Origin of the sequence: Bacillus sp. FJAT-45066 (assembly GCF_002335755.1) — a bacterium.
Taxonomy (GTDB): Bacteria; Bacillota; Bacilli; order Bacillales; family Bacillaceae_I; genus Bacillus_CD; species Bacillus_CD alkalisoli.
The window spans coordinates 3,310,292-3,331,626 of sequence record NZ_NISQ01000001.1; the positions used below are offsets into that span (position 1 = coordinate 3,310,292).

At 41.1% G+C, this 21,335-nt stretch carries 21 protein-coding genes; 20 read left to right on the forward strand and 1 reads right to left on the reverse strand.

All coding sequences use genetic code 11. The features are described from left to right. The first annotated feature begins 441 nt into the window (after window positions 1-441). The 5 genes from CDZ92_RS16710 (at window position 442) to CDZ92_RS16730 (ending at window position 4,010) form a co-directional block, all read left to right on the forward strand. Window positions 442-957, forward strand: coding sequence for a manganese efflux pump MntP (locus CDZ92_RS16710; RefSeq protein WP_096157045.1), 516 nt, complete (start codon window positions 442-444; stop codon window positions 955-957). Window positions 958-1,108: 151 nt separating this feature from the next. Then, on the forward strand, window positions 1,109-1,543 hold the full coding sequence (locus CDZ92_RS16715; protein WP_096156346.1) for a low molecular weight protein arginine phosphatase: 435 nt from the start codon (window positions 1,109-1,111) through the stop codon (window positions 1,541-1,543). 13 nt (window positions 1,544-1,556) lie between these two features. After that, on the forward strand, window positions 1,557-2,843 hold the full coding sequence (locus CDZ92_RS16720; RefSeq protein ID WP_096156347.1) for a methyl-accepting chemotaxis protein: 1,287 nt from the start codon (window positions 1,557-1,559) through the stop codon (window positions 2,841-2,843). Between the two features lie 141 nt (window positions 2,844-2,984). After that, the gene (rpiB, locus tag CDZ92_RS16725; protein WP_096157046.1) at window positions 2,985-3,425 is read left to right on the forward strand and encodes a ribose 5-phosphate isomerase B; all 441 of its coding nucleotides are present in this window, start codon (window positions 2,985-2,987) and stop codon (window positions 3,423-3,425) included. 48 nt (window positions 3,426-3,473) lie between these two features. Beyond that, window positions 3,474-4,010, forward strand: coding sequence for a TIGR01440 family protein (locus tag CDZ92_RS16730; RefSeq protein WP_096156348.1), 537 nt, complete (start codon window positions 3,474-3,476; stop codon window positions 4,008-4,010). Between the two features lie 88 nt (window positions 4,011-4,098). Here the strand turns inward: CDZ92_RS16730 and CDZ92_RS16735 are convergent, their stop codons facing one another. Then, window positions 4,099-4,863, reverse strand: a complete 765-nt coding sequence (locus tag CDZ92_RS16735) for a PAS domain S-box protein (RefSeq protein WP_096156349.1) — start codon at window positions 4,861-4,863, stop codon at window positions 4,099-4,101. Window positions 4,864-5,218: 355 nt separating this feature from the next. Here CDZ92_RS16735 and CDZ92_RS16740 point away from each other — a divergent pair, with 355 nt between their 5' ends. The 15 genes from CDZ92_RS16740 (at window position 5,219) to CDZ92_RS16815 (ending at window position 20,880) form a co-directional block, all read left to right on the forward strand. Then, entirely contained in the window at window positions 5,219-5,734 is a 516-nt protein-coding gene (locus CDZ92_RS16740; protein WP_227521418.1) for an RNA polymerase sigma factor, read from the forward strand. A 1-nt stretch (window position 5,735) separates the two neighbouring features. Next, the gene (locus tag CDZ92_RS16745; protein WP_096156351.1) at window positions 5,736-6,758 is read left to right on the forward strand and encodes an anti sigma factor C-terminal domain-containing protein; all 1,023 of its coding nucleotides are present in this window, start codon (window positions 5,736-5,738) and stop codon (window positions 6,756-6,758) included. A 941-nt stretch (window positions 6,759-7,699) separates the two neighbouring features. Continuing rightward, the gene (gene glyA, locus CDZ92_RS16755) at window positions 7,700-8,941 is read left to right on the forward strand and encodes a serine hydroxymethyltransferase (protein WP_096156353.1); all 1,242 of its coding nucleotides are present in this window, start codon (window positions 7,700-7,702) and stop codon (window positions 8,939-8,941) included. Window positions 8,942-9,331: 390 nt separating this feature from the next. Continuing rightward, window positions 9,332-9,961, forward strand: a complete 630-nt coding sequence (upp, locus tag CDZ92_RS16760) for a uracil phosphoribosyltransferase (protein ID WP_096156354.1) — start codon at window positions 9,332-9,334, stop codon at window positions 9,959-9,961. Window positions 9,962-10,187: 226 nt separating this feature from the next. Next, complete coding sequence (locus tag CDZ92_RS16765; protein ID WP_096156355.1) at window positions 10,188-12,428, forward strand: S8 family serine peptidase; 2,241 nt, start codon at window positions 10,188-10,190, stop codon at window positions 12,426-12,428. Between the two features lie 1,055 nt (window positions 12,429-13,483). Beyond that, on the forward strand, window positions 13,484-13,705 hold the full coding sequence (locus CDZ92_RS16770; RefSeq protein ID WP_096156356.1) for an AtpZ/AtpI family protein: 222 nt from the start codon (window positions 13,484-13,486) through the stop codon (window positions 13,703-13,705). A 6-nt stretch (window positions 13,706-13,711) separates the two neighbouring features. Then, window positions 13,712-14,095 (forward strand): ATP synthase subunit I, encoded by a 384-nt coding sequence (locus tag CDZ92_RS16775; RefSeq protein WP_096156357.1) that lies wholly within the window; start codon window positions 13,712-13,714, stop codon window positions 14,093-14,095. Between the two features lie 6 nt (window positions 14,096-14,101). Then, window positions 14,102-14,845, forward strand: coding sequence for a F0F1 ATP synthase subunit A (atpB, locus tag CDZ92_RS16780; RefSeq protein ID WP_096156358.1), 744 nt, complete (start codon window positions 14,102-14,104; stop codon window positions 14,843-14,845). 55 nt (window positions 14,846-14,900) lie between these two features. Next, complete coding sequence (atpE, locus tag CDZ92_RS16785) at window positions 14,901-15,113, forward strand: F0F1 ATP synthase subunit C (RefSeq protein ID WP_096156359.1); 213 nt, start codon at window positions 14,901-14,903, stop codon at window positions 15,111-15,113. A 266-nt stretch (window positions 15,114-15,379) separates the two neighbouring features. Then, entirely contained in the window at window positions 15,380-15,904 is a 525-nt protein-coding gene (atpF, locus tag CDZ92_RS16790; protein WP_096156360.1) for a F0F1 ATP synthase subunit B, read from the forward strand. Next, window positions 15,901-16,446, forward strand: coding sequence for a F0F1 ATP synthase subunit delta (locus CDZ92_RS16795; RefSeq protein WP_096156361.1), 546 nt, complete (start codon window positions 15,901-15,903; stop codon window positions 16,444-16,446). The genes atpF and CDZ92_RS16795 overlap by 4 nt, the downstream gene beginning before the upstream one ends. A gap of 18 nt (window positions 16,447-16,464) precedes the next feature. Continuing rightward, complete coding sequence (gene atpA / locus CDZ92_RS16800; protein WP_096156362.1) at window positions 16,465-17,979, forward strand: F0F1 ATP synthase subunit alpha; 1,515 nt, start codon at window positions 16,465-16,467, stop codon at window positions 17,977-17,979. Window positions 17,980-18,077: 98 nt separating this feature from the next. Next, window positions 18,078-18,944: a F0F1 ATP synthase subunit gamma gene (locus CDZ92_RS16805; protein ID WP_096156363.1), complete on the forward strand. Its 867-nt coding sequence runs from the start codon at window positions 18,078-18,080 to the stop codon at window positions 18,942-18,944. A gap of 90 nt (window positions 18,945-19,034) precedes the next feature. Continuing rightward, on the forward strand, window positions 19,035-20,453 hold the full coding sequence (gene atpD / locus CDZ92_RS16810; RefSeq protein WP_096156364.1) for a F0F1 ATP synthase subunit beta: 1,419 nt from the start codon (window positions 19,035-19,037) through the stop codon (window positions 20,451-20,453). A 25-nt stretch (window positions 20,454-20,478) separates the two neighbouring features. Further along, on the forward strand, window positions 20,479-20,880 hold the full coding sequence (locus CDZ92_RS16815) for a F0F1 ATP synthase subunit epsilon (protein ID WP_096156365.1): 402 nt from the start codon (window positions 20,479-20,481) through the stop codon (window positions 20,878-20,880). Window positions 20,881-21,335: the final 455 nt, after the last annotated feature.

A 21,335-nucleotide genomic window follows, 5' to 3' on the forward strand; every position in this document is an offset into this window, starting at 1 on the left:
AAATGAACATGGAGAGTCATCCCACGATCATTTTCCCAAAAGAAAAAGCTAAAAATGAACATGGAGAGTCATCCCACGATCATTTTACCCAAAAAACCAAAAATGAACATGGAGAGTCATCCCACGATCATTTTCCCAAAAGAAAAAGCCAAAAATGAACATGAAGAGCCCTCCCGCGTTCATTTTCAACCAAAAATTAGAAAATGAACTTAAACAGTCACCCCACAATCAATTTCGCCTCCTTAACCCCTACCCGAATTCACCCCTCAGCACATTTCTCCTTCTATTCCGACTTAGGCATGCATATGTTGATATAGGCACGTCCAAAAAACGAACATACTCACACGCTCCTAAATCGAGAACTATTATAACTTTACCCGCCAAGGAGGAGAAACATTGGAACTTACACATATCATTGGGGAACTTTTCACATTATTTTTAATGGCTTTCGCACTTGGAATGGATGCATTTTCCGTTGGCCTTGGTATGGGGATGATAAAGCTAAGACTAAGGCAAATTTTTTACATAGGAATCACAATCGGGGTCTTTCACGTATTCATGCCGCTTGGTGGAATGATTGTCGGAAAGTTACTCTCGGAAAAATTCGGGGCACTTGCTACTTACGCGGGAGCTGGTCTCCTTATCCTTCTCGGCATACAAATGATGCGTGCATCCTTTAAAAAAGAGGACGAACCATTCATTACGCCAATTGGCTTTGGATTGATTATTTTCGCATTAAGTGTAAGTCTAGACAGCTTCTCGGTTGGTTTGAGCCTCGGAATATATGGAGCGAAAACACTAGTAACCATTATGATGTTCGGAATTGTTAGTATGCTTCTCACGTGGATTGGCTTGCTTTTTGGCAGAAAATTGCAAGGATGGCTAGGCTCGTATAGTGAAGCGTTAGGAGGAAGTATCTTAATCGCGTTCGGAATTAAATTGTTATTTCCCATGTAGGTCGAATCTCGGCCTCTTTTTTTTCACAAAAATTTGACAAATTCGGCTTGAAAATTGTCACAACTTGACGAAATAATGAGTAGAAATGATTTTTATCACGATGGATCCTTTTTCTTTGGCTTATAATAATAAAAAGAAGGAGGCAGAAAACATGTCGGTTCATATTTTATTTGTTTGTACAGGAAACACTTGTCGTAGCCCGATGGCGGAAGCGATTTTACATAGCAAGAGATTGCCTAATGTGGAAGTGAAGTCAGCTGGTGTTTATGCTGTAAACGGAGGAGATGCCTCAACTCACGCGAAAGTAGTACTTCAAGAACAAGGCATCGCACACAATCATTCATCCTCACAACTTACAAAAGGACATACAGACTGGGCAACGTTTATTTTAACGATGACAGCAAGCCATAAACAACTTATCTTAAGTCATTTCCCTGATGCGATAAACAAAACATATACATTAAAAGAGTTTGTTGGAGAAATTGGGGATGTGTCCGATCCGTTTGGTGGCAGTGTGGAAATGTACAGAAATACGTTTAACGAATTACAAAAGCTTATTGAATTAGCTTTACAGAAGTTGCCTTAGAGGGGGAGCCGGTATGGAAGAGAGTACAAAGAGATTTACATTCGGTTTAAGATGGAAACTAGTAATGTTTACGACGATTCTAGCGTCGATAACGTATACTGTTTCGGGAGTTTTTATATACTTTTTAGCAGAGTATGTACCAGTTTCAGAAAATGTTTTCACTGTCATCACATTATTGTTAGGGATTTTTTGGTCTGGAGTGTTAGCGTTTTTTGCTGCAAGGTATATCACAAAGCCTTTACAGCAAATAAAAGAAGTTGCACAAAAAGCAGCAAATGGGGATCTATCAGAAGATGTTCCTGTGTCCAATTCGCGAGATGAAATTGCGGAAGTTGGGGATGCATTCAATTTAATGCTGCATAACTTACGTGAAATGGTTCAGAACATCGAGAAAAACTTCCAAGAAACAAATGAAAAAGTAGTGCAAATTACGAGTGTTTCAACGCAAGCTTCGGAACAAGCGGAAGCAATAGCGGTAACGATTGAAGAGATTGCTAAAGGCGCTGAAAGTTCCGCAGCATCTGTTCAAGACACGGCAGAATCCGTTGAAAACGTCATTCGTATCGCAGACGAAGTGCATACGAAAGCAACTTCATCGGAGCAACTTTCTCAAGAAATGGTGAAAGACCTAAACGAAAGTAAGGAAGTCATTCATTCTTTAGTTTCAGGTATTCAAAAATTAGCCGATGACAATAAAGCGTCTCTGTCTGCTGTTGAACGTTTAGAAAAAAATGCCAAAGAAGTAGAAAATATTATTTCGTTAGTTGGCGATATCGCTGGCCAAACGAACCTATTAGCTTTGAACGCTTCGATTGAGGCAGCGCGTGCAGGTGAGCATGGTCGCGGATTTGCTGTTGTTGCGGAAGAAGTTCGTTCGCTTGCAGATGAAAGTGCAAAAGCAGTTCAAGGCATTTCAAAATTAATCCAAAACATCCAAACAGAAGTGAAAAATGTCGTTACACAAATTTCTACGCAAGTGAAAACAGCTAACGCAGAAGCGGAAAAAGGCACTGCAACAAATGAAGTAATTGCCGAAATGACAGAATCGGTTCTCCAAGTGGCAGATTCGGTTAAACAAATTGCTGTGTTAGTGGATCAACAGATGGAAACAATAGGGATTACTTCTCGTCAATCGCAAGAAGTAGCGGCAATTGCCGAAGAAACTTCTGCTGGAGCGGAAGAAGTAACAGCTGCAACACATGAACAAGCAGCATTAATTGCGAACGTTGAAGAAATTTCTCAAGAATTAGTGAAGCAAGCAAATAGTTTGAAAAAGAATATCTCGAAGTTCCGAGTGTAGGGACTACCATTAACAGGCGGCGAATAAACCTTTCGTCGCTTTTTTCTGAAGAAAAAGTGGAAACTCTTATGGCGCCGTTGGATTTTTTTTCAACAGGGGGGTAAGATGAAAATAGATCATTTAGTAAAGGGGAATGTGAGAATGAAAGTTGCGATTGCGTCCGATCATGGTGGGATTAATATTAGAGAAGAGATTAAAAGTTTACTTACAGAACTAAATATCGAGTTTGAAGATTTCGGTTGTGAATGTGAGACGTCGGTGGATTATCCGGATTATGCGCTTCCTGTGGCAGAAAAGGTTGCGAGTGGGGAATTTGATCGCGGAATCTTAATTTGTGGTACGGGAATTGGGATGAGTATTGCTGCGAATAAGGTAAAGGCGATTCGCTGTGCGCTTGTGCATGACATGTTTAGTGCAAAAGCAACGCGCGAGCATAACGACAGCAACGTGTTAGCGATGGGTGAGCGTGTAATTGGCCCTGGCCTTGCACGAGAAATTGCAAAAATATGGCTTACCACCGAATTCGAAGGCGGCCGTCACACAAACCGCGTAAACAAAATTCACCACATCGAACAACAATAGGTGCCAGGCACCACCCGAATTTTGTCGAATTGGGAGGAGGGAACGCTGATGCAAGAGTGGGTCGATGAGCTGAAACAAGCTCTAGCTGATTTACATAGTCAAGCAAACCTGCAAAAAGGACAACTGCTAGTTATTGGTTGTAGTACGAGTGAAGTAATTGGCGAACGTATCGGAACGGCTGGAACGGATGATGTGGCCAAAATGATATTTGATGTATTAGCGAAGTTTCGTGTGGAAACGGGTGTGGAACTTGCGTTTCAATGTTGCGAGCATTTGAATCGGGCGTTAGTTGTGGAGCGTTCGATTATGGTGGAAGAGGGATTCGAGCAAGTGACTGTTGTGCCAGTGCGTCAAGCTGGTGGGGCGATGGCGTCTTTCGCCTACCACCACCTAGAGGATGCGGTGATGGTCGAGCATATTCGGGCTGATGCTGGCATTGACATCGGTGATACGCTTATCGGCATGCATATTAAGCATGTGGCTGTTCCGGTGAGAAGCAAAATAAAGACAGTTGGCCACGCCCACGTAACGATGGCCAAAACCCGACCGAAACTAATCGGTGGGGCAAGAGCGGTTTATGAATGAGTAGCATGGAGATAACAAATCGCCATAGAAAAACGCAGAGGGTGCAAAAACCCCTGCGTTTTTCTAGTATTTTTTAATGACTTGTTCTTCAACTAACTTTATTATTTATCCCTAGAAAGTATAAGGCATCCTTAACAGTAGAAAAAGTAAGTAGGTTTTTTAAGTTAATGTCCTGTTTAACTGCTTCTAAAGCTAATTGAGGCCTTATCCCTGTTATAATACATTTTACTCCAAGTAAATTTAGTACACTGTTAATTTTAAAAAGGGAGTCAATAACTAAATTATCAATTTTATAAATACCTGAACAATCTATAATCAAACGGCTAACCTTTTGCTCTTGAACATTAGCTGGTACTAAATCTACGAGTTGTTCTGCCCTATCGTGATTTATTTCTCCTAATAAAGGAAGAACAGCAATACCTTCTAAAAGGGGAACGATTTTGGACGCCAATTCGTTTATTTGTATATTCATTTCATCTTGTACTTTTTCTTGTTGTTTTCTCTCCGTGATGTCTCTTACATAAGTTTGGATGGCTTTTGTTTCCCCTATCTTAATAGGGTGGCAATATAACTCAACATCAACTGGATTTCCATCCATTCTATATATAGTTTCCTCAATTACCTCTGCAGGTTTACTATAAGCTCCAGCTATTCTTTTTGTAATTGCAGGTTTAGAGGTTTCTCTAAAGATATCTAAAGGACTGGCCCCAATTACCTCGTCCCTTGAACCACGAAAAAATTTTTCTGCTGCTTCATTTATATATATAATCTTCAACTGCGAATGGACAATTAGTGGATCCAGTGCATATTCTATCACTTCTTTATAATTAATACCTTCAATATTATCGCTCATTTATATTCACTCCTTGAATAAAGGGTAGTTTATTTTATCGTTATATACAAAGAGAAATTTTTCCATTTCCATATTCATTGGTTTTTAAAATTAAACTTCTTCAAAAAACCTGCACCGTTCGTATAAAACTAAAACTCCATTTACCTCGCATTTAACAATTAACATTTGAAAATTGTTTTGACACATATATACGAGGGTGACCAATAGCTATTGTCAACTATTTAATACACTTGTTATTTTTTCTTCCTATAAACGATATACGCAGCTAATTTGGCAGTTCATTTTTTTGAGATAAAGTGTAACATTTTAATCATGCATTCGTTTATATATGGAGAGACGCAGAGGGGGAGCCAGTTTGAACAAAAAGCGGAGGGAGAGCTTAGATGAATTATATCGTTTGTATGCCGAGCAATTATATTATTATTTGCTGAAATTGTCTGGTTCTCCGACCGCTGCAGAGGACCTCGTCCAGGAAACGTTTGTCCGGGCGACGATTTCGCTTCATCAAGCGGAAGGAACATCCGCAAGAGCATGGCTATATAAAGTTGCGCGAAACGTTTATTTAGATGAATGGCGGCGAAAGAAGCGGTGGAGTTGGGTGTCTTTTTTTCATGATACGCAAATGATTAGCCCGTATGGTATTCCAGATATGGAGATGGACCGAGTAGAAGACAATAAGATGTTAGCGGAATTACTATATAGATTGCCAGAAAATTACCGATCAATTATTCATTTAAGAGAAATAGAAGAAATGAACTACGACGAGATTGCCGAGGCGTTAGACATGACAGAAGGCCAAGTGAAAGTAACATTGCATCGAGCGAGAAAAAAACTCCAGCAGCTTGGGGAGAATAGGAAAGGAGAATGGTAGAATGACAGATTGGAATGAGGAGAAGGAGCGGAAAGTGTTGCGGAAGTACCGTTTCACATTAACAAAACGTATTGTCGGTATCATGATTTTAGTGTTTTTTGCTTATCAATTGGCTGTTGGAGGGTTAAAGTTGTTAGTTGACAAAGTGAACGATCCGCTTGAATACAGATATTATATTAATACAATGATGAGTATGACGGACCCGACTTTAAGAACAGACTTTGGTCGCTTTTACCACCAGTATGAAAGCGTGGATAATCGGTTTACGTATAGGTTGGAGTATCCGGTTTATCGTTTAGTTGGAGAAGAGGAAATGCCAGTAGGGACTGTTTATTTGGAGAAAAAACTGTTCCAAAGGAAGCCAAATGTGGAAATTCGTCTTAACCAACAAGCGAAAGAAGAAACGTTTTTGTTTACGTATCCGGAGCATCCGCAAACAGGGGAGAAGCTAGACGGTGAAGATCATGAACGAAGATGGGAAGTGCTTGAGAAAGTGCACGAGGGGACAGTGGCTGATTTTGCTTTTTCGTTAGACCGCTTTATGGACATGGAAGATTTTCTTGGGATGTTAGAAGAGTATGATATTCATATTTTATGGATGCCGTTGCACGTGGGAGAAGAGGTTTATCATGAAATGAGTAGTGGTGGGCCAACTGGTATGAAAAGATTTGTTTATGGTGGCGGATTTGGTATTGGGGTTGTGGAAGAAGTGGTGAAAGTGACATATGAGCCTAGTATGAGGAGATGGCGCCATGATGCTTCAAATGCAGGCCTGGACGATAATGTCCAAGATTTATATTTAGAAAATTTGATGCGGGTTTATAACGAGAATAAAGTTAGAATGCTTGGGAAGGAATATGTAGAAAGTCAATTATTAGATTATCATGATTTTCTAGTGGAGAACGGTTTTCAAGTTTACGGTGCGGTTGTAACTGGGCCTGTGAAAGAGTTGTTGAAGTTGCGTGAAATAGAAGGAATTACAACTGTACAGGTAGGGAAGATGACGTATTGGAACTGGCACTGATTTTTGGGGTGCTGGTTTTTTATTTTGTGGGGGGAATTGGGGAATTTTTGAGGTGTAGCATAAATCTGTTGTAGTGTAGCAAAAAAGTATAAAAATGAATAATGAAAACGTTATGGTGTAGCAAAACTCATCAAAGTGCAACAAAAGTTCCTGCATTCACCAAACCACCCTGATTAGATACTGAGCCCCAGCCTTTAGGTTAAGAATAAGCGGATTGATTCACAAAATATAGAAATTGAAACAAAAAGAAGAGAGATTGAAACAGAAATAGCCCGGATTGAAACACAACCACAGATAAGAAGTACAAGGCGTAAGGATTGAAACACAATATACAAAAATTGAAACACAAACAATAGAGATTGAAACAGAAATAGCCCAGATTGAAACACAACCACAGATAAGAAGTACAAGGCGTAAGGATTGAAACACAATATACAAAAATTGAAACACAAACAAAAAAGATTGAAACAGAAATAGCCCGAATTGAAACACAAAACCGTTTTAGACGTTAAGAATTGACGGATTGAAACAGAAAGTATAGAAATTGAAACACAAACAGTAGAGATTGAAACAAAAATAGGACGGATTGAAACACAAGAAAAAGGAAGAAGATAAGTTGATATTTTTTGGAACAGAAAGTATAGAAAATGAAACACAAACAATAAAGATTGAAACAGAAGTAGCCCAGATTGAAACACAACCACTAATAAGAATCTACATTTGCCCCAACATTCACCAAACCCTCCCCAATCTATTACAGACCACACGACCTAACAACGACCCACACCTCCCAAATCCCCCACACCCCAACCAAACCAACAAAGAAAACGCTACCAATATCCATTTTCCTTTCTCATTTCCACCCTAACGTGATAAAATAGGATGGATATGACTTGAAAAAGCCAATAAACATTTTTACATAGGTTAAAGGGGGACTCGACGTGAAATTAGCACAACAGGATCAACAAGTATTTGCATCCATTCAAGACGAATTAGGAAGACAACGTACGAAAATCGAACTTATCGCTTCAGAAAACTTCGTAAGCCCAGCAGTAATGGAAGCTCAAGGTTCCGTACTTACAAACAAATATGCAGAAGGTTACCCAGGCCGTCGTTACTACGGTGGATGTGAGCATGTGGACGTAGTGGAAGACATCGCTCGTGACCGCGCAAAAGAAATTTTCGGCGCAGAACATGCGAACGTACAACCACACTCTGGTGCACAAGCAAACATGGCTGTTTATTTCACTATTTTACAACCAGGTGACACAGTTTTAGGAATGAACTTATCCCACGGAGGCCACTTAACACACGGTAGCCCAGTTAACTTCAGTGGAATTCAATATAACTTCGTAGAATACGGTGTGGACAAAGACTCACACACAATCAACTACGAAGATGTTTTAGAAAAAGCAAAAGAACATAAGCCAAAACTAATCGTTGCAGGTGCAAGTGCATACCCTCGTGCGATCGACTTCGCGAAATTCCGTGAAATTGCAGACGAAGTTGGCGCATACTTAATGGTAGACATGGCGCATATCGCTGGTTTAGTTGCTGCTGGATTGCACGAAAACCCAGTACCATACGCAGATTTTGTAACAACAACAACACACAAAACATTACGTGGCCCACGTGGCGGGATGATTCTTTGTAAAGAAGAATGGGCGAAAAAGATCGACAAGTCGATTTTCCCTGGCATCCAAGGTGGTCCATTAATGCACGTAATCGCTGCAAAAGCAGTAGCATTCGGTGAAGTATTACAACCTGAATTCAAAACATACGCACAAAACGTAATCGACAACGCCAAACGTCTTGCAGAAGCTTTAGAAAAAGAAGGATTATCGATCGTTTCAGGCGGAACAGACAACCACCTTCTACTAGTAGACGTACGCGGCCTGAACATTACAGGTAAAATTGCTGAAAAAGTATTAGACGAAATCGGCATTACAGTAAACAAAAACACGATTCCATTCGACCCAGAAAGCCCATTCGTAACGAGCGGTGTCCGTATCGGTACAGCAGCAGTTACTAGTCGTGGCTTCGGTTTAGAAGATATGGACGAAATCGCGACACTAATCGCTGCAACACTTAAAAACCACGAAAATGAAGAAAAGCTTGCAGAAATTGCTGAAAAAGTAGCTGCACTAACTTCAAAATTCGAATTATACAACCATTTAGTATAACAATGAGTAGAGGTCTAACATCAGACCTCTATTTTTTTCACCCTTCACCCTTGAACCTCACCACAAATTTCTGTAAAATCATTAGAAGTGTGTAAAAACAAGATAATACTAGTATGGTTTGTTGATTTTGAGAAGTATTGATGAATAATTCCTTTGAAATTCGCTAAAATTTGCGAGACTCCTTGAAAATGCATCCGCATTTTCTGCGTGCGATGTTCCGCTGTCGAAGCATCCCTTGTCCTGCGGAAAAACGAGCCAGCCGAGACCCCGCAGGAACGAACGAGGAGGCTCGGTGGTTCGTCCGCGGAAAGCGAGCGGATTTTAGCGAATTTCAACAGTCAGTATTGTATATAAAATGAACAATTCCAATAATAAAGGAGCGTTTTTCGAATGGCTAAAGTATACGTGTTTGATCATCCACTTATCCAACATAAACTAACGTACATACGCGACAAAAGCACAGGAACAAAAGAATTCCGTGAATTAGTAGATGAAGTAGCAAGTTTAATGGCATTCGAGATAACTCGCGATCTTCCCCTGCAAGAAGTAGACGTAGAAACACCAGTAGCAACAGCAAAATCAAATATACTTGCAGGTAAAAAACTAGGAATCATCCCCATCCTACGCGCAGGCCTAGGCATGGTAGACGGTATCCTAAAACTTATCCCAGCTGCAAAAGTTGGACACATCGGCTTATACCGTGATCCAGAAACACTTCAACCAGTAGAATACTACGCAAAACTTCCTTCTGATGTGGAAGAAAGAGACTTCATCGTAGTTGACCCTATGCTTGCAACTGGTGGTTCCGCTGTAGAAGCAATCAACTCACTAAAAAAACGCGGCGCAAAAAGCATCAAATTCATGTGCCTAATCGCATCTCCTGAAGGAGTAGAAGTAGTAAAAGAAGCACACCCAGACGTAGACATCTACATCGCTGCCCTTGATGAAAAGCTAAACGAAAAAGGCTACATCATTCCAGGCCTAGGCGACGCTGGCGACCGCCTATACGGCACAAAATAAACGATTAAAATGCAGGACAAGCTCTAAACGCTTGCCTGCTTTTTCTTTTTTCTTGGAGAAAACGCATCCCCACATGCCCCCCTTCGAAAGAAACTGTCACTCTGCCTAATATACAGCTTCGTCCTAACTCGCCCTACCCAATCTCAAAAACCATTTCAGCTAGTCACCCGGCCCTATACATAAATTCCCACCAAAAGTAAAACATACTAACAAAGAGGTGATGGGGATGAAAAAGACAAACTGGATTCTACTAATCGCGACAATAACGATGTTAGCGAGCCCAGTAACAACAAACGCCAACCAACCGAAATATCCAGAAAGACCGCCAATACCGGTAACAAATCCATATCATGAGGAAGAAGAACAAACAATCATCCTCATGGTCGAAGAAGCAGAACACGCAAAAATGGCCGAACTTATCAAAACGAAATACCCAAACATCACATTAAGACGTACATACACCGCGGTTTTTTACGGGTTTTCCGTTCATGGCCCGCGTCTAGACATCGAAAAGCTTCTACAAGAAAAAGGAGTCATCGATGCCACACCGGTTTCTATTTATAAGCCGCACATAAATGAAAGTGTGCCGTTTATCGGTGGCGAGGAAATCCGAAGCATCCTCGATGAAAATGGCATCCGTCTTTCCGGAAAAGGAGTAAAGGTCGGAGTCATCGACACCGGTATTGATTACGAACATCCTGACCTTCGCAAAAACTACGGTGGCGGCTACGATTTTGTAGACGAGGACAAAGACCCGATGGAAACAAAGCGCGGACAAGGTATGCCAACCAACCACGGGACCCACGTTTCAGGCATCATAGCAGCAAACGGAAAAATCCGTGGAGTTGCCCCTGATGCCGAAATTATTGCCTACAGAGCACTCGGTCCAGGAGGTCATGGATCAAGCGAAAATGTTATCGCCGCAATCGAAAAGGCTATACACGACAAAGTCGATGTACTTAACCTGTCACTAGGCAACACGATAAACGGACCAGACTGGCCAACTAGTCTTGCGCTCGACAAAGCGGTAGAAAAAGGAGTAATTGCCGTCACTTCAAGTGGAAACGCTGGCCCAAATTTATGGACAGTTGGATCGCCTGGCACGTCAGCGAAAGCTATTTCCGTTGGTGCCTCAACTCCGCCACTTAACATCCCACACATTAAGCCAATTTTTTCTCGGAAAGAAATTGAAATGAACCCGCTTCAAGGCTCGGCGATGTGGGACTTTAATTTAAAACCAGTAAGCTTCACCTACGCCAATCTTGGCTACAGGGAAGACATGAAAGACGCAAAAGGTAAAATTGTGTTAGTGGAGCGCGGAAAGATTCCATTTGTCGAAAAAGCGGTGAATGCAAAAGAAGCAGGGGCGACTGCCCTTATTATATATAACAACATGGAGGGTAACTTTTTCGGTGGGTTAGACATGGACTTTGACTTGCCGGTTGTTTCCATTTCAAAAGAAGATGGTCAACACTTGCGTGAACAATGGGAGAAAAAACGCACGCTCCTTACAACTACTTATAAATGGCACAAAGACGACATTGCTTCGTTCAGTTCGCGCGGACCAGTCACGCATACGTGGGGAATCAAGCCAGATGTTGTCGCGCCAGGAGTGGCTATTGATAGTACCGTTCCTAATGGTTACATGGCAATGCAAGGAACAAGCATGGCAGCACCACATGTAGCAGGGGCTAGTGCGCTGTTAAAGCAAGCGCATCCTGAGTGGGGTCCGGAAGAAGTGAAAGCAGCACTTATGAATACATCCAAGTTGTTAACAAGGGAGGATGGCTCGCTCTATTCGGTATTGGAACAGGGGACGGGAAGGATTCAACTAAAGCAAGCGATAGAAACAAATTCACTTATTTATCCTGGCTCGCTTCATTACGGCTTTTTTCAAAAAAAAGAGGCACGTTTGAAGAAAGAAGTAGAGGTGCAAGTGAAAAATGTGTCGGAGGAGCCGCTTCACTATTCGTTTGAAACGCCGCCGGATAAGAAGGAGTTAGACTGGGTGGTGCCGATGAAGTTCACGTTGCAACCGAACGAGGTGAAGACGGTTGCGATTTCGCTGGACATTCAGCCGAAGTTAGAGGATGTTGGGATGCATGAAGGGCACTTATTAGTGAATGCGAACAACCAGCAAATAAGGTTGCCGTACTTATATATTATCGAGGAGCCGAATTATCCGAGGATTCAAGGGTTTCAGTTTGGATATGGAGACAAAGAAGAGGCATATCAATATGAAGTGTATTTGCCAGAGGGTGCTGAAGAGATGGGGATTGCTTTGTATGAACAGGACACGTTGCATTTTATCAGTTATCTTGACTGGGAGCGCGATGTCCCGCGCGGTATGTTTAAAAAAGAGATCCCGAGTGAGCGGATACCGGTGAAAGGGCTTGTGAAAGCAGTGATTTTTGCGAAAAAGGGTGAGAAAGAGGATAGTATTTCGGTGGATTTGTATTTTGATTAGGGGTTAGTGGTCGGGTGGTTATGAATTCAAAAGGCTGATTTGCTGGTTTTTTAGTGTAAAGGGTCGTGGTGAAGGTAGCCAAGTCCGTTATACAGGGAAAAAGAGTCGGTAACGTTCTTGAGAGAGTCGATCAAGGCCGTTATACAAAGAAAAAGAGTGGGTAACGGTCTTGGGAGAGTGGTTCAAGGCCGTTATACAAAGAAAAAGAGTGTAAAACGGTCATGAGAGAGTCGATCAAGGCCGTTATGCAGGGAAAAAGAGTGGGTAACGGTCTTGGGAGAGTAGTTCAAGGCCGTTATACAGGGAAAAAGAGTCGGTAACGGTCTTGAGAGAGTAGTTCAAGGCCGTTATACAGGGAAAAAGAGTGGGTAACGGTCTTGAGAGAGTAGTTCAAGGCCGTTATACAGGGAAAAAGAGTCGGTAACGGTCTTGAGAGAGTAGTTCAAGGCCGTTATGCAGGGAAAAAGAGTCGGTAACGGTCTTGAGAGAGTCGATCAAGGCCGTTATACAGGGAAAAAGAGTGGGTAACGTTCTTGAGAGAGTAGTTCAGGGCCGTTTTACAAAGAAAAATAGTAGAAAACGGTCTTGAGAAAGTCAGCCAAGCCCATTTTGCATATAAATAAGCAACAAAAACAGTCTAACTTTTCATAATCTTCTATTATAATAACATCACATTTCACTCAGGGTCATGCGACCTCCATCCTGACACAAAATGTTCACAATTTTGCAACCAAGATGTAAGATGTGTCATGGTAAAATGAAAAAGGCTCAAAAAAGTCGCACAATTTCATCAACATCTAATGAATGACAAAAGTTAAATGTTACCAAGAAAACTTTGTCGACTTTTTCTGCATAACACATTGACATTGACATATCGCTATTGTATGCTTACAAAGGGTATAAAATGATAAGGTTTTCATCGTACTCATGTCAACGTTTTGGTACATATTTTCATCATTTTTCATGCCTCATTTGAACAAGGCAAAACCTTAACCTAGAACAACACCGCAAACCTGTTCAGAGGTAGCCTCGACCACACATAATGGGGTGATCACATGCGTAACGATAAACGCCGCCCTTTCCAAGCAATGGCCCTTATGTCTGCAATTCTCTCATACTTAGTCGGTCCAACATTAGTAGGATTGTTTGGGGGAAAGTGGCTAGATGGATTTTTAGGAACTTCGCCGTTGTTTCTTGTTATCGGTCTACTACTCGGACTTGCAACTGGAATTCTAGGAGTCTTTTACCTAGTTCGACAATTTTCTTCAGGAGAGTAAACAACTATGCCTGATTCTAAAGTAATGCTAATACGCCATACGAGGTATTTTCTTTTTTTGTTAGCCTTGTATGTAGTAGGATGGGGTTTTACCTCATATCAAGATGTGTTTCTAGGACTGATTCTCGGAACGGCTCTTAGTTACTACAATCATTGGTTTTTGTATCGTAAAGTGAAGAAGTTAGGAGAAATCGCTGCAAACGGTGGCAGAATGATGGGAATCGGAACTGTTTCTCGGATGGCACTAGCAGTACTCGCAGTTATGATTGCGACAAAATATCCTGAATACTTACATCTTTACGCCGTAATCATTGGGATCGTGACATCTTATATTGTCATAATCATAGATTCATTTGTAAGAATTTTCACAACTAGTGGGGAAGAGAGGTGAGTACAGTTGGATCATGGAGCACCAATAAGATATTTTGAACAGTTGGGCGGATTAGGCATCAACTATTCTAACGTTATCATGACGATTATCGCAGCGACAGTTGTGTTCCTTATAGCAGTAATTGGAACACGTACTTTAGCGTTAAGACCAACTGGTATGCAAAACTTCCTGGAATGGCTAGTGGATTTTGTTAAGAACATAATTAGCAGTACGATGGACCTTAAAACAGGTGGAAGATTCATCACGTTGGCATTGACGTTATTAATGTTTGTCTTCGTGTCAAACATGTTAGGACTTCCATTTACTATCGTATATGACGCCGAATTGTGGTGGAAATCCCCTACTGCCGACCCAGTGATGACGTTAACATTGGCTGTAATGGTAATTGCATTAACGCACTATTACGGAGTTAAAATGAAAGGCTTTAAAGAATATGGTAAGGACTACTTCAGGCCGATGCCATTCTTATTCCCGTTAAAAGTAATCGAGGAGTTTGCAAACACACTAACTCTTGGACTACGTTTATACGGAAATATTTTCGCAGGAGAAATCTTGCTAGCTTTACTTGTTGGACTAGCAGTTAACGGTTACGACGTTGGGATATTCTCCGGACTTGTAGGAACTGTTTTAGCAGCAATTCCAATGATGATCTGGATTGCGTTCAAAATTTTCATCGGATCAATCCAAGCGTTCATCTTTGTTATGTTAACGATGGTTTATATGGCACACAAAGTGAGTCATGACCATTAATTTATAAATATTTACCAACGAAATCATTTTTTTAAACATAAGGAGGAAATTATCAATGGGAGCTTTAGCAGCAGCAATCGCAATTGGTTTAGCAGCACTAGGTGCAGGTTTTGGTAACGGTATGATCGTTAGTAAAACAGTAGAAGGGATCGCTCGTCAACCTGAGCTTAAATCCGCGTTACAAACTACAATGTTCATCGGGGTAGCACTAGTAGAGGCTGTTCCAATCATCGCAGTAGTAGTAGCATTCATGGTTATGGGAATGTAATTTTAGTAAAAAAATTAAATTCTACCAATTTGGTTCCATAAAGTGGCGAAGTCAGTCTCACACGAGAACCTTCGCCTTTCCTTTATAGGATGAAATTGGACAAACCTTTGAGCAAAAATCAACTTGGTTTTTTACCAAGTTTTTAGAAAAAAGCATGTGATACTTGGTACCTTACCAAGTTTTTGTTTGTCAAAAATAAGCCATACACCACAAAGGTAAGTTGGCGTTAACCGAATGAAACGTATTCCTTGAAGGGAGTGAAAGCAATGTTAAGCAACTATGATACTCTAGTCCTTGGTGCGGGCGGAGGTTTAACACTTCTTGATTCCGTTGTTCAATTAGTAGTATTCCTAACTTTACTATATTTACTTCGTAAGTTTGCTTGGGACAAACTAATGGACATGATGAAACAACGTGAAAACCATATCGCTGGCGAAATTGATGCAGCTGAACGCAGCAATCAAGAGGCGAAGAAACTTTTAGAACAGCAAACTGCTGCATTAAAAGAAGCACGTTTAGAAGCGCAAGGTTTAGTGGAAAACGCTAAGAAAATCGCTGAAGATCAAAAATCAGATATCGTTAAAGCAGCTCAAGAAGAAGCAAACCGCTTAAAAGAAGCTGCGAAGAAAGAAATCCAGCAAGAAAAAGAACAAGCTGTTGTTGCTTTACGTGAGCAGGTAGCTTCATTATCTGTTCTAATTGCATCTAAAGTTATCGAAAAAGAGTTAAACGAAAAAGACCAACAGAAGTTAATCGACGACTACGTTAAACAGGTAGGCGAAGTACGATGAGCAAAAATGTTGGAGTAGCAAAGCGCTATGCACTCGCTCTTTTTCAATTAGCAAAAGAAAATAACTTGCTGATGGAGTTAGACACTCAATTAGTAGAAGTAAAAAAAGTATTCCAAACAAACAAAGACCTTCAATTGGTTTTAAGTAATCCTAAAATCACTAAAGATGTGAAAAAACAGTTGATTCGCGAAGCGTTCGCTGGACTATCCACACCTTTAGTAAACACGCTTCAATTATTAGTAGACCGCGGACGTACTGCTATCGTAGTTGATATGGTAAACGAGTACAAAGCTCTATCTAATGAAGCAAAAAATGTAGAAGATGCAATCGTATATTCTGTACGCAGCCTTTCCGAACAAGAAATGAATACTATTTCTACTGTGTTCGCTGCAAAGGTTGGCAAATCTGCATTAACAATCGAAAATATCGTAGATCCAACAATTATAGGCGGTCTTAAAATCCGTATCGGAAACCGCATATATGATGGAAGCGTTAGTGGTAAATTAGAACGTCTTGGACGTCAATTAACTTTTAACAGATAGTAGATAGGGGTGAATTTCATGAGCATCAAAGCTGAAGAAATCAGTGCACTGATTAAAAAGCAGATTGAAAACTATCAATCAGAAATCGAAGTTAGCGATGTAGGTACAGTTATCCAAGTTGGTGACGGTATCGCTCGTGCTCATGGCCTCGACAATGTCATGGCTGGAGAGCTAGTTGAATTTTCTAACGGAGTGATGGGTCTTGCTCAGAACTTAGAGGAAAACAACGTAGGTATCGTTATTTTAGGACCTTTCCGCGATATTCGCGAAGGTGACTCTGTTCGCCGTACAGGTCGTATCATGGAAGTACCAGTTGGAGAAGAACTAATCGGCCGTGTAGTAAATCCATTAGGACAACCTGTGGATGGTCTTGGCCCAATCGCAACAACAAAAACACGTCCAATCGAGAGCCCAGCTCCTGGTGTTATGGACCGTAAATCTGTTCATGAGCCACTTCAAACTGGTATCAAAGCGATCGATGCGCTAGTACCAATCGGACGTGGACAACGTGAATTAATTATCGGAGACCGTCAAACAGGTAAAACTGCAGTAGCGATCGACACAATTCTTAACCAAGCAGACCAAGATATGATTTGTATCTACGTTGCTATCGGACAAAAAGAATCTACTGTTCGTGGAGTAGTAGAAACTTTACGTAAGCACGGTGCATTAGATTACACAATCGTAGTAACAGCATCTGCTTCTCAACCATCTCCAATGTTATTCTTAGCACCTTACGCTGGGGTAACAATGGGTGAAGAGTTCATGTACAATGGCAAGCACGTTTTAGTTATCTATGATGACTTAACAAAACAAGCTTCTGCATACCGTGAGCTTTCCTTACTATTAAAACGTCCTCCAGGGCGTGAAGCATATCCTGGTGACGTATTCTACCTACACTCTCGTTTACTAGAGCGTGCAGCAAAACTTAGTGATGCAAAAGGCGCTGGATCTTTAACAGCTTTACCGTTCATTGAAACGCAAGCTGGTGACGTATCTGCCTACATCCCTACAAACGTAATTTCCATCACAGATGGACAGATATTCTTACAATCTGACCTATTCTTCTCAGGTGTACGTCCTGCAATCAACGCTGGTCTTTCTGTATCACGTGTTGGTGGATCTGCACAAACGAAAGCGATGAAAAAAGTATCTGGTACATTACGTCTTGACTTAGCATCTTACCGTGAGTTAGAAGCGTTCGCTCAGTTCGGTTCTGACCTTGATAAAGCGACTCAAGCAAAATTAAACCGTGGTGCTCGTACAGTTGAAGTATTAAAGCAAGGCTTACACAAGCCATTACGTATGGAAAAGCAAGTTGCGATTCTTTACGCTTTAACAAAAGGCTTCATCGACGATGTTCCGGTTGAAGATGTAACTCGTTTCGAAGAAGAATTATTAACATTCTTAGAGCACAACTATAAAGTAGTGCTTGAAGAAATGCGTACTTCTGGAGCACTTCCAAAAGACGAAGAAACATTAAAAGCAGCTATTCTTGCATTCAAAAAGACTTTTGTTGCAACAGAAAAGTAATATAACTCAGTGACGTTGCCATAGGTAGAAAAGATTCGTACGACTTTTTTCTACTATGGCACGTCGCCATGAAAAGGTACAAAAGGTGGTGAAAACCTTTGGCATCATTACGCGACATAAAATCGAGGATTACCTCGACTAAAAAGACAAGTCAAATTACGAAAGCCATGCAAATGGTTTCTGCATCGAAATTAAATCGTGCAGAAATGAACGCAAAAGCTTTTAATCCGTATATGAATAAAATTCAAGAAGTAGTAGCAAGCATCGCGCTTGGAAGTACGGACATTTCGCATCCAATGTTAGAAACACGTCCTGTGAAACGCACTGGATACATTGTTATTTCTTCCGACCGTGGACTAGCTGGTGCTTACAACAGTAATATTTTACGTACTGTGTACCAAAACATTCAACAACGTCACAAGTCTCAAGATGAATACGCGGTAATTGCCATCGGTCGAATTGGCCGTGACTTCTTCAGAAAACGCAACATTCCTGTCTACTCCGAAGTAACAGGACTTGGAGATCAAATCTCTTTTGCGGACATCAAAGATTTAGCAAACCAAGCTGTAGGCATGTTTGCAGACGGTACGTTTGATGAATTATACGTATACTACAATCACTTCTTAAGTGCGATCTCTCTAGAAGTAACGGAGCAAAAACTGTTACCTTTAACAGACTTAGCTACGACAGGCGCTAAAACGTCTTTAACTTCTTACGAGTTTGAGCCTTCTCAAGATGAGATTTTAGAAGTACTTTTACCACAGTATGCAGAAAGCTTAATTTACGGTGCATTACTTGACGCAAAAGCATCTGAACACGCAGCTCGTATGACAGCAATGCAAAGTGCAACTGATAACGCGAAAGAGCTTATCCGTGCTCTTACACTTTCATACAACCGTGCACGTCAGGCAGCGATTACGCAAGAAATCACAGAGATTACAGCTGGTGCATCTGCATTAGAATAGAACTTAGAACCGATTCGGTTTCATTTTTATAAAAAAAATCAGAGCCATTAGGCCAAGCTAGATTGCAAAAGCAAGATAGGAGGGAAAACGATGAAAGGACGCGTTACTCAAATCATGGGTCCAGTTATCGACGTAAAGTATGATAGTGGACATCTTCCTGAAATTTACAACGCTCTTCAGATTAATCATAAAGCACGTAGCGCTAACGAAGTAGATGTTAAGCTTACATTAGAAGTTGCCCTTCATTTAGGTGACAACACTGTTCGTACAATCGCTATGGCATCCACTGACGGTGTTGTTCGTGGATTAGAAGTAGTAGACACTGGTGCTCCTATTTCTGTACCAGTAGGTGACGTAACACTTGGTCGTGTATTCAACGTATTAGGAGAAAACATTGACTTAGCTGAACCTGTTGCAACGGATGCTCGTCGTGATCCAATTCACAGATTAGCTCCAACGTTCGAAAACTTATCTACTGACGTAGAAATTCTTGAAACTGGTATTAAAGTAGTAGACTTACTAGCTCCATACATCAAAGGCGGAAAAATCGGTCTTTTCGGTGGTGCGGGTGTAGGTAAAACTGTATTAATCCAGGAATTAATCAACAACATCGCACAAGAGCACGGTGGTATCTCTGTATTTGCTGGTGTTGGAGAACGTACTCGTGAAGGAAATGACCTTTTCCACGAAATGACGGACTCTGGCGTTATCCACAAAACAGCGATGGTATTCGGTCAAATGAACGAGCCACCTGGAGCACGTATGCGTGTTGCACTATCTGGTCTTACAATGGCGGAATTCTTCCGTGATGAGCAAGGTCAAGACGTATTATTCTTTATCGATAACATCTTCCGTTTCACTCAAGCAGGTTCAGAGGTTTCTGCCTTACTAGGTCGTATGCCATCTGCCGTTGGTTACCAACCAACACTTGCTACAGAAATGGGTCAATTACAAGAGCGTATCACGTCTACAGCAGTAGGTTCTGTAACATCGATCCAAGCGATCTATGTACCTGCCGATGACTATACGGATCCAGCTCCAGCAACAACTTTCGCTCACTTAGATGCAACAACGAACCTTGAGCGTAAGCTTTCTGAAATGGGTATTTACCCAGCGGTAGATCCTCTAGCTTCTACTTCTCGTGCATTATCACCAGAAGTTGTAGGCGAAGAGCACTACGCAATAGCGCGTGAAGTCCAGGTTACTTTACAACGTTACAAAGAATTACAAGATATCATTGCTATCTTAGGTATGGATGAGTTAACGGACGAAGATAAATTAATCGTTCACCGTGCTCGTCGTATCCAATTCTTCTTATCTCAAAACTTCCACGTAGCTGAGCAGTTCACTGGACAAAAAGGTTCTTACGTTCCTGTTCAAGAAACTGTTAAAGGCTTCCGTGAAATTCTTGACGGTAAATACGACAAACTTCCAGAAGATGCTTTCCGCTTAGTTGGACGCATTGAAGAAGTTATTGAAAAAGCGAAGCAAATGGGTGTAGAAGTTTAATTAAAGGGACCTAGGAGGGAATGAAATGAAGACGTTAACTGTCAGTGTAGTTACTCCCGATGGCCCGGTTTATGAATCTGACGCAGAAATGGTAGTAGCAAAAGCTCAAAGTGGCGAGCTTGGTGTTTTACCTGGACATATACCGATGGTTGCTCCACTGCAAATAGGTGCCGTACGTATCAAAAATGGTACAACAACGGAACTAGTGGCTGTTACTGGAGGATTTTTAGAAGTACGTCCTGATAAAGTGACAATCTTAGCTCAGTCTGCGGAAGCAGCTGAAAAGATTGATGTTACTCGTGCGGAAGAAGCGAGAAAACGTGCAGAAGGTCGTATCCAGTCGAAACAAGACGATATTGACTTCCGTCGCGCAGAACTTGCACTTCAACGTGCAATCAACCGCTTAAACGTAGCCAAAAAACGATAATTAAATTGATTGATCATACTAACCCCGCTGGCCTGCACATGATGCAGATCGGCGGGGTTTTTGTATTTTAAAATTAAGTAATCCATAATATATGATATGGCTTAAAATATTTTGTTACAGAGGTCAACCCCCAACCCCCAACCCCCAACCCCCAACCCCCAACCCCCAACCCCCAACCCCCAACCCCCAACCCCCAACCCCCAACCCCTTAAAATTCGTATCAAATGTTTTGGAAAATGAAATTTAGGAAATATATAACATATGTTCTAATTATTCTAGCAAAAAAGAAATGGATATTGAGCTGGGATTATCTCTTACTATCTACTAAGAAGATGTACATTGTTTTTAAATTAAAATCCTAATCTTCCTAAAAAATCATATACATCAAAACATTCGCTGAAGTTGTACAAGTAGATTAATACAACGATACCCATTACACTTACATTAACCTAAGC